Source organism: bacterium, from assembly GCA_021157605.1.
Lineage (GTDB): Bacteria > Patescibacteriota > UBA1384 > JAGGWG01 > JAGGWG01 > JAGGWG01.
On record JAGGWG010000020.1, the window covers coordinates 57,387 to 66,569 of the forward strand.

The following is a 9,183-nucleotide window of genomic DNA, read 5'->3' on the forward strand; positions in this document are numbered from 1 at the left end:
ACCCTAAGTTATTATTTCTTTACGCTGACGAGATATATTTAACAAAATACCTACAGCAGCAAGAGAAAGCACTAAAGAACTGCCTCCATAACTAATAAAAGGCAAAGGCACACCTGTTAAAGGCAAAACCCCTATCATCCCGCCTAAATTAATTAAAGCCTGAAGAGTAAACCAGCTGACAATACCCAAAGAAAGAAAACGGCCAAAATCATCTGGAGCTTTTTTAGCCACAATCCAACCCCGCCAAATCAAAAAAGCAAAAAACAGAATAACAAAACAGCTTCTTAAAAAACCTAACTCCTCAGCAATAACAGCAAAAATTGAATCTGTATGAGCTTCAGGAAGATAAAAATACTTTTGTCGTGATTGGCCAAATCCTAAACCCCACAAACCTCCTGAACCCACAGCAATAGATATGTTGCGGGCATGATACCCAATACCTAAAGGATCATTTTCCGGATTTATAAAAGCTAAAAGACGATGCATTCTATAAGGGGAAGAAACGCTTAAAACCACCACTGCCAAAACACCAACTAAAAGAACTAAGGCAAAATGGCTCCACCTTGCTCCAGCCACAAAAAAAAGAATCAAGCCAATACCCAAAAATATGGTAGCTGTTCCCAAATCCGGCTCAAGAAGAATTAAAAAACCAATAAGCCCCACTATTAACCAATAAGGTAAAACCCCTTTAGTAAAACTCTCCATTCTTTCTTTATGGGAAGAAAGCCAGGAAGCTAAATAAATCACAAAAAATACCTTTGCTAATTCTGAAGCCTGGAAATTAATTGGGCCAAAATAAAGCCATCTTTTGGCACCACCAATAGTAGGAGCAAAAGGCAAAGGCAAAACTACAAGAACCAGCAAAAGAAGAGTTAAAAGCAAAAACCAAACTGAATATTTTTTCCAAAAATGATAATCAATACGCTGAATAACAAACCAAAAAACCAAACCTACGCCCAAAGCAATAGCTTGGCGCACAAGATAATGGTAAGGATTGCCAAACCTTTCTAAAGAAATCACTACTGAGGCAGAATAAACAAAAACCAAACCTACAACTACCAAAAGAAAAACCACTATACTCAACCAAGGATCTGCCTTTTTAAACCTTGCCATATTTAAATTTAGCTATCTGTTCTTTAACTAATTTTTTGAACTTTCTGCCTCTCTCCCGATAGTCTTTAAACTCACCAAAACTCTCGCAAGCAGGCGAAAGAAGCACTACTTCCCCACCATCAAGAAGAGAAAAAACTTTTCTTAATGCTTCCTCTAAAGAGGAGCATTTTTTTACTAAAACTTTACTATTGCCCATTTCTAACCAAAGTTTAGCTATCTGCTCTTTAGCTTCACCGATTAAAAACAAAGCCTTAACTTCTCTGGCTACTACTTTTAACCAATCAGCAAAATCATTAGGATTTGGTTTGGACTTGCCGCCAGCAATAACAATTTTTTTCCTGCCCGGAAAGGCCTCAATTGCCGCCGCCGCTGCCTCCGGATTTGTAGCTTGGGAATCGTTATAAAACTCTACTCCACGCCACTTAGCTATTAGCTCTAAACGATGTTTTAATCCTTTAAAACTCTGCAAACCTTTTCTTATCTTTTCTATTGGCGCCCCTACTCTTTTAGCCACCAAACTGGCAGCTAAAGCATTTAAAACATTGTGTCTGCCCGGTATAAGAAGCTCTTCCTTTCTAATAATCTCTTCTTTTTTGCCAAAATAAAAATACAATGTCTCTTTATCTAAAAAAGCACCTTTTTTCTTAACCGGTTTTAGACCAAACCAATAAACATCAGCTGGTGTAGCAGAAGCAAAACTGCGTAAATAGTGATTTTCATAATTAAGCACAGCCAAGGAAAAAGGCTTCTGATAACGCACTAGGTTCTTTTTAACTTCAACATATTCAGAAAAAGAAGCATGGTCATCAAGATGGGTCGGCGAAACAGTAGTCAAAACAGCGATATCAGGTGAATGTTTCAAACCAATAAGTTGGCGATTAGAAATCTCCAAAATAAGTATGTCTTTTTTGTTGGCTTCTTCAATCTTATCTAAAACCGGTGGATTATTTCTGTCATTTCCTGAAAGCCAAACTTTTCTTTGCGGCAGATTTTTTAAAAGATGGTATATAAGAGCTGAGGTTGTTGATTTGCCCGAACTGCCGCTAATGCCAATAATTAAACCCTTAAAAAGAAGAAAATAAAGCTCTGTAAGCTGCATAAATTTAACCTTGCCTTCTACTCTATGCAGAGATTCGTTTTGGGGGTATCTAAACCAAGATTGGGGAACAAAAACAATATCAGCTTTATTGACACCCTCAAGATATCTTTTTCGCAAACGCAACCCCTCTTTCTCTGCTAAAATCTCCTGCCAAATATCTTTTTTCTCTTTGGTTGTTAAATAATCATGAAAAGAAAAAAAGTTTTCTTTTAAAGCTGTTAAATTAGGGGAAAAATCATGCAAGATAGCCCTGATTTGGTGTTTTTTCAACCACCTGAAAATCGCCAACCCCTCCATCCCGGAAATACCAACTATATGGATTTTTTTGTTTTTGAGAAAATCAAGAGACATTCTAAAAAAAAGATACCACAAATAAGCCTAAAAACAAAGGTTATTTGTTTACTCTATAGTGCCTGTAATTCTCCACTCTGAAGGATGAAAAGTACCTGCTGCTGTATGACAAGGGCACCAATTCCCCATGTCTTCTATGGAATGATAACATATTTTATAATATGCTCCAACTACCCAACCATAAGAACCATAAGAGTTGATACTATTATAGCAAAAAAAACTTTTAAAGCCTAAATCTTTAAAAAGAGACAAGCCTCTTATGCTAAAATTAAAAATACCTTTATAATAATAAGGAGGCGGTGCCTCTGGGTCTACATTTTGATCAGGATTAGAAATAACAGGAGAAGACTCAAGACTAATTTCGGTAAAGGAACCTTGACCATTCTTGGCAGCATTATAATCACTATAAAGTGGGATACTAGATTGAACCTTAACTAAATCCCATGTCTCCCGGATAGTTTTACCCCCCATAGTCCCTCGAATTTGCCACTGGGCAGGCCCAATTGAGATTTTGCCTCTTCCCCAATCTTGCACATCAAGCCACTGGCTCACTTTATAGGTCAAATCATAACTGCTTGCTCCTGCTACTGTTGGCAGCAAAGGCGAACCAATAGTTAAGCCTCCGATCTTAACAGGAGGCAAAAAAAGCAAAAACAAACCTAAAGCCAAAAAGACAATTCCTCCTGCTAATAACTTCCACTCTTTTTGAAATATGTTTTTGATTTTCATACCCAAATTTCGTATTTATAATATCAAATTTTTAAATGCCAAAAAAGTGGATAAAAAATTATTGGGCCACAGGAGGCAAACCACTAGATTCAAAACTATAATCGCAGATATTTTCCTGCAAACAACGTAGTATTGCCTGATAACGGGCGTAAAGGGGATGGGTGACAGGGATATCTTTAAGGATTCTTTTAATTTTATAAACCTGCATCACTTTACTCTTCTGCACCCAAGGAGTATATAGAAAGACTACAGCTAAAAAAAACAACAAACTAACAACAAAAAAAGCAACTATGCCAAAACAATATTTTTTCTTATTTTTTCTCCTTTTTGTCTGACCAGACTTGATTATTGCCATCTTTACCCTCTCCCAATTAAAGCAAACAAAAGGCCAACTACCGCTGTCACTATGCCTATAACCCAAAACCTCATTGTCACCTTAACTTCAGCCCAACCTTTAGCCTCAAAGTGATGATGAATCGGAGCGGCAACAAAAATTTTACGTTTAAACACCTTTTTGGAAAAAATCTGCAAAGCTGAAGAACAAAGCTCAACCAAAAACACAAAAGCAATTATAGGCAATATCACTACTGTGTCTGTAAGCATAGCCATAACTCCCAAAGTGGCTCCCAAAGATAAAGAGCCTGTATCTCCCATAAAAAATCTGGCTGGATAGATATTAAACCACAAAAAAGCCAGAAGCGCCCCTACTAAAGAAGCATTAAAATAAGCCAAACCAAACTGACCCTTTAGTAAACAAACAACTACATAAGCCCCAAAAACAAAAGCAGAAAGCCCAGCCGCTAACCCGTCTAAACCGTCAGTGATATTAACCGCATTAGCAGCAGAAACTACTACAAAGATAAAGAGAGGAACATACCAAAAACCAAGTTCCACATCCCCTACCCGCGGAATATGAAGGGTATGGAAACCTAATTTATAAAAAAACCACCATGCCCCTAAAGCGGCAATCAAAAAAAGCCAGATTAACTTTGTCCGGGCTCTAATACCTTTTATTTTGCCTATCCCTCTAATATTGGCCCAATCGTCTACAGCCCCTAAAATCCCTACCCCTACCAAAACCGCTAAAGGCAGGTATGTCTGCGAACGACTAAAGTTAAAAAGCAAAGTAATAATAGCTACAGTTCCCCAAATTAATACTCCAGCCATAGTTGGGGTATTCCGTTTCAAAGCATGAAGCTTAGCCACAATCGTTGATTTTTCTCCAGTAGCAGTGTTCTCTCTAATCTGCTTCCAGAATCGGTAACGGTACAAAAGATAAGATACCAAAGGAGTTAAAATAACAGCCAAAATAAAACTGCCTATAGTAAACCAGCCTGATTTAAATAAGCTCTGCAGATTTAAACTAAAGACCTCTTCCATTTTTCTAAATTTTAGTTTTTAATTTTCCTTTTTTCTATCCTTGCCACTCTTTTTCCTGCCTTACCAACACCTCTTTTGGATTATACTTCTCTGACAAAATCTTAGCAACCGCCTTCTCCAACCTAATGCTCTGCGAGGCTTTAAAGAGAATTAAATCATTGGGCTTAATAACACTCTCTAAATTCTTTAACAGATCCTCCACCCTCCGGTAGTAAAAACAAGGCAAACCATCTTGAGCTGCTTTTTTAAAAGCAGGCTTAATCTCTGGCCCTACAAAAATCACTAAATCAGCAAAAAGAATATGCGGCACTAAACGCAAATGCTCTTTATGTGAAAGACTGCCGAGTTCCTTCATATCCCCCAAAACCAACACCTTTCTTCCCTGCCACTTAATCTCTTTAATAAAATCTAATGCTGTTTGCACTGAGAGCGGATTAGCGTTGTAGCTTTCATCAACAATAAGAGTCTGTTTTTTGCCAGCTAAAATTCTTCCTCTGCCGGGCAAAGGTTTAAAATAAGCAAGATTTCGCAATATCTCAGAAGGCTCCAGCCCTAAAATTACACCTACAGAAAAAGCAGCTAAAGCAGTATAAACAAAGTGCTTACCAGCCGCTTCAATCTCTAAAGAATAAGACCGCCCTTTGTATTGAATCTTAAAACTCAGCTTTTCGTTTCTGATATTTATGTCAAAAGCCCAGACATCAGCCTTTTTATCCAAACCATAATAAAGAACCTGGCAAGGCGACCTTAAACCCAATTCCCTAAGGACCTCGTCGTCGTAATTCAAAACCGCCCACTCTTTTGATCGCAAAACTTTTATCAAAGTGCTCTTTTCTTCAATCAGCTTATCCATATCTTCAAAAGCTTGAAAGTGAGCCGCTCCAATGCGGGTAAGTACGGCAATATCAGGTTTAGCAATACTTACTAAATACTTTAAATCTCCGGGTTTATCAGACCCCATCTCCAAAACCAAAACTTGGGGATATTGGCGCTTAAAAAAACCAAAAAAGGCTTTAATAAACAGCCACTTCCAAAGAAAAATATTCTTTGCCGGGCTTTTAAAACCTAAAATTGCCAGAGGAACCCCTATTTCATTGTTATAACTTTTAGCCGAAGCCCTTACCCTAAAACCGCTATTTAAAGCCAAACGAATCGCTTCTTTGGTAGAGGTTTTGCCCACACTACCGCTAACTGCCACAATTTTAGGCTTAAATTTGCGCAGATACAGGCGGGCAAAAACTTTAAGCCAAAATTGAATTACTTTTTTCATTGTTTAAGTTTAACCACCCCCTGTTTCCTTTTCTTTTGGTACCTGATAATAATTTATCAAAAATTGGGCCATACGGCGAAAGGTAGGAGCTGCTGAAAGCGACCCCCAACGGCTTTTAATAGGATAATCTAACTTAACCAAAATAACAAACTGGGGGTCATCAGCCGGAAAAAAACCGGCAAATGACTGGATAGTTTTATCAGGATAGTACCCTCCCTGGGGTGAAGGAACTTGTGCTGTCCCTGTTTTTCCAGCAATTTTATAGCCATCAATTTTGGCTAAAACCCCATAACCTTCCTCCACTACTCCTACTAACATATCTTTTAACTTTTCTGCACTCTGCTCAGAAATAACTCTGCCAATTTCTTGGGGACGAATAACCTCCTCTTCGCCTTGGGAATTAACTTTTCTCCCTACTACATAAGGCCTCATTAACAAACCTTTGTTGGCAATAGCAGAAAAAACTGATGTTGCCTGCAGGGGGCTAACAGCTACACCCTGCCCAAAAGCCATTGTTGCCCCCTCAATTTCTTTTAGATGTTTTGGATCTGGCAACTGGGCAAATACTTCGTTAGGCAAATCTACACCTAAAGGCAAAGCTAAATGAAAGCGTTCAGTTAAAAACCGAAAAAACTTATCTTTGCCCAATAGCTGTTCTACTTTAACAATCCCCACATTGTCTGAGAGCTCTAAAACTTGGGTCATAGTAATCTCGCCATGAGCTTTTCTGTCTGAGGTCCAAATTTTATGCCCTTGAACTTCGGTATAGGCACCTAAATTCATTTTTGTGTAAGGCTCAACTAAACCTTCTTCTAAAGCGGCAGCCATAGGGATAACTTTAAATATTGAACCCGGCTCAAATAATTTGGAAACCATTGGATTATAAAAAACTTCAATACCTTTTTCTTTAGCTTCTTCAGCATAGTTCTCAGGATTAAATCCTGTACTGGCTGCTAAAGCAATGACTGCTCCTGTTTTTGGGTTAAGAATAATCATCTGTCCTGACTCTGCCCCGTAGGTCTCAACCGCCTCTTTTATAATTTCCTCAGCTTTGTGTTGTACCGGCAACTCAATAGTTAAATATAAATCCTTGCCATCTTGTGGAGGTGTCTCCTGGCTAATACTGATATAACGACCATAGACGTCTCTTTCTGCTAAAAACCGTCCTGAATCCCCCTCTAGCTCCTCATTGTAGTACTGCTCTAAGCCATAATTCCCTTTACCTTCAACATCCACATAACCCAAAACATAAGAAAGAGAGCTGCCATGGGGGTAAAAACGCACATCTTCAGGCAAAAGATAAACACCCTCAATATGACTTTGAATAATTTTCTTTGCCTCCTGATAGCTCAACCTTCTCTTTAAAGGAGGAATATAGGGCTTGTTGTTATTTATAGCCTCAAAAACATCTTGAAAATTAAGGCCGCTGCACTCTGCTATTTTTTTAGCTGCTTCTTCCTTATCTTTTATCTGACGAGGAACAGCATTAAGGGAAAAAAGCTTCTGGTTTCCAGCCAAAAGAAAAGGCTCTTTTTGGTAAATTGAAGAAGCAAATATCCTGCCTCTATGGGCAGGGATCTCTTTGGCTAAAAAATGTTGAGACTTAGCCAGAGCTAAATAATAACTGTGTTTTATAACCTGGCGGTTGAAAAGAAAAACCAAAAGGGCAAAGTAAGCAAGCAGAAGAAAAAATAAAACTATTTTGAGACGCTGAAAATATACTCTCTCTTCATTAGCCATAGTCTTAATCCTTCACTACTGCGTCCACCTGCTCCACCTCTACCATACTCTGCTCCTTGGCTTTAGCTTCTACTTCATTTAAATTCTTCAATCTCTCTGCTTCATAACGCAACTGGTCATTTTCAGCCATTATATCTTCCTTTTGCTCCTCCAGCTCCTTAACCATATAAGTTCGGGTAGCCAAAGAGTTAGACTGAAAAATATAAAAAATAGAAAGCAAAGCAAACACTAAAATAGCAACAAATTTTACTGAAGCTGAACCCAACTTAAGCTCACTAGAAACAGTTCTTTTTAAAACACTCTGGTTTGGATTTCGATTAGTCCAGATAATTGCCATAGCTTTTCCCTTTTAGTTTAATGTTGGGTTCCCTCCTTTAAAACCCAACTAAATCTCTAAATCTTTTAATTTCTCTACCAAACTGGCAGATTCTTTTTCTGTTTTTTCTCTAAACTTCTCCCACTCTTTCTCATCCCATATCTCTAAATGGTCGTACAAACCAACTATCACCGCTTTTTTACGCAAAGAAGCATAACGACGCAAAAAATCAGGCAAAGTAATCCTTCCCTGCTTATCTAATTCCAAATGCATAGCTCCGGAAAGCATCAAGCGGCTAAAAGCTCTAGCCTCTTTTTGAGATAATGGCAAACGCGCTAATTTTTCAGCCATTTTTCCCCACACCTCTAAAGGATAAACACTCAGACAATCATCTACTCCTCTGGTAACTACACATCCTTCAGCCATCTTATTCCTAAACTTAGCCGGTATAGCCACCCGTCCTTTTTGATCCAAGTTGTGTCTAAATTCTCCAATCAACATCTCTTTTTTCACATTTTAACACCACTTTTCCCCACTTTTTTCCACAATCCTCCACTAATTAAATAGTTTACACCACTTAAAAACCTTTGCAACCCACTCTTTGTGGATAACAAAAAAGCCCTGCTTAAAAGCAGGGCTTTTGGCTTTAAACAATCTCCCCTACTCCTCCCTAATTAGAGCAACAATATAAACAATGGAAACAATCAAAATTACAGAGATAATTAAAAGTAAAAGCAAGTGCGTCCCGGTGCTGATAAGATTTCTGCCTCCCAATATACCACTTTCTGTCCCTGAGCTTTGGTCACCCGGCTGAGGAACTTGAATAACGCCTCCTCCTCCACTGCCTCCTGATGCCAGTTCTACTGATTCTAAGCTACCAAACAAATCCGGGGAATCCCCCTGAAAAAACACCCTTAACTGCACCTTTTCAGTTCCTGCTGCTATATCAAAACTATTAACGCCTGCTCCCAAAGTAGACCAATCAGTAAACTCATCACCTACTAGCGAACGGGCCTGTATTATTACTCTGCCCTGCTCCTCTTCGGAGTTCTCCCGTTTTAAACTCAACTTATAGCTGCGTGATTGAGATGGAACTTCAAGTTCAGTCCAAAGCAAACCGCGATAGTCTTTTATGCCATAAAAAACATAATCACCTGAATAAAAGCGATTTTCATTAATAACATT

10 protein-coding genes are annotated in these 9,183 nt (G+C 38.5%); all 10 read right to left on the reverse strand.

Translation table 11 applies throughout. The features are described 5' to 3' along the window. Window positions 1-3 precede the first annotated feature (3 nt). Window positions 4-1,113, reverse strand: a complete 1,110-nt coding sequence (gene ftsW / locus J7K05_02800; GenBank protein MCD6195094.1) for a putative lipid II flippase FtsW — start codon at window positions 1,111-1,113, stop codon at window positions 4-6. Next, window positions 1,100-2,563 carry a UDP-N-acetylmuramoyl-L-alanine--D-glutamate ligase gene (gene murD / locus J7K05_02805; protein ID MCD6195095.1) on the reverse strand — a complete coding sequence of 488 codons (1,464 nt, stop codon included), beginning with the start codon at window positions 2,561-2,563 and terminating at the stop codon, window positions 1,100-1,102. The genes ftsW and murD overlap by 14 nt, the downstream gene beginning before the upstream one ends. A gap of 48 nt (window positions 2,564-2,611) precedes the next feature. Beyond that, window positions 2,612-3,292 carry a hypothetical protein gene (locus J7K05_02810; GenBank protein ID MCD6195096.1) on the reverse strand — a complete coding sequence of 227 codons (681 nt, stop codon included), beginning with the start codon at window positions 3,290-3,292 and terminating at the stop codon, window positions 2,612-2,614. A gap of 58 nt (window positions 3,293-3,350) precedes the next feature. Next, a complete protein-coding gene (locus tag J7K05_02815) occupies window positions 3,351-3,647 on the reverse strand; it encodes a hypothetical protein (GenBank protein MCD6195097.1) in 297 nt (98 codons plus the stop codon). Between the two features lie 2 nt (window positions 3,648-3,649). Beyond that, the gene (mraY, locus tag J7K05_02820) at window positions 3,650-4,672 is read right to left on the reverse strand and encodes a phospho-N-acetylmuramoyl-pentapeptide-transferase (protein MCD6195098.1); all 1,023 of its coding nucleotides are present in this window, start codon (window positions 4,670-4,672) and stop codon (window positions 3,650-3,652) included. Window positions 4,673-4,706: 34 nt separating this feature from the next. Then, window positions 4,707-5,942, reverse strand: coding sequence for a UDP-N-acetylmuramoyl-tripeptide--D-alanyl-D-alanine ligase (locus J7K05_02825; protein ID MCD6195099.1), 1,236 nt, complete (start codon window positions 5,940-5,942; stop codon window positions 4,707-4,709). Between the two features lie 9 nt (window positions 5,943-5,951). Beyond that, window positions 5,952-7,682 (reverse strand): penicillin-binding protein 2, encoded by a 1,731-nt coding sequence (locus tag J7K05_02830; protein MCD6195100.1) that lies wholly within the window; start codon window positions 7,680-7,682, stop codon window positions 5,952-5,954. Window positions 7,683-7,686: 4 nt separating this feature from the next. Then, window positions 7,687-8,019: a hypothetical protein gene (locus J7K05_02835; GenBank protein MCD6195101.1), complete on the reverse strand. Its 333-nt coding sequence runs from the start codon at window positions 8,017-8,019 to the stop codon at window positions 7,687-7,689. A gap of 48 nt (window positions 8,020-8,067) precedes the next feature. Further along, window positions 8,068-8,499: a division/cell wall cluster transcriptional repressor MraZ gene (gene mraZ, locus J7K05_02840; GenBank protein MCD6195102.1), complete on the reverse strand. Its 432-nt coding sequence runs from the start codon at window positions 8,497-8,499 to the stop codon at window positions 8,068-8,070. A 159-nt stretch (window positions 8,500-8,658) separates the two neighbouring features. Beyond that, on the reverse strand, window positions 8,659-9,183 hold a 525-nt coding region (locus J7K05_02845; GenBank protein MCD6195103.1), incomplete at its 5' end, for a hypothetical protein.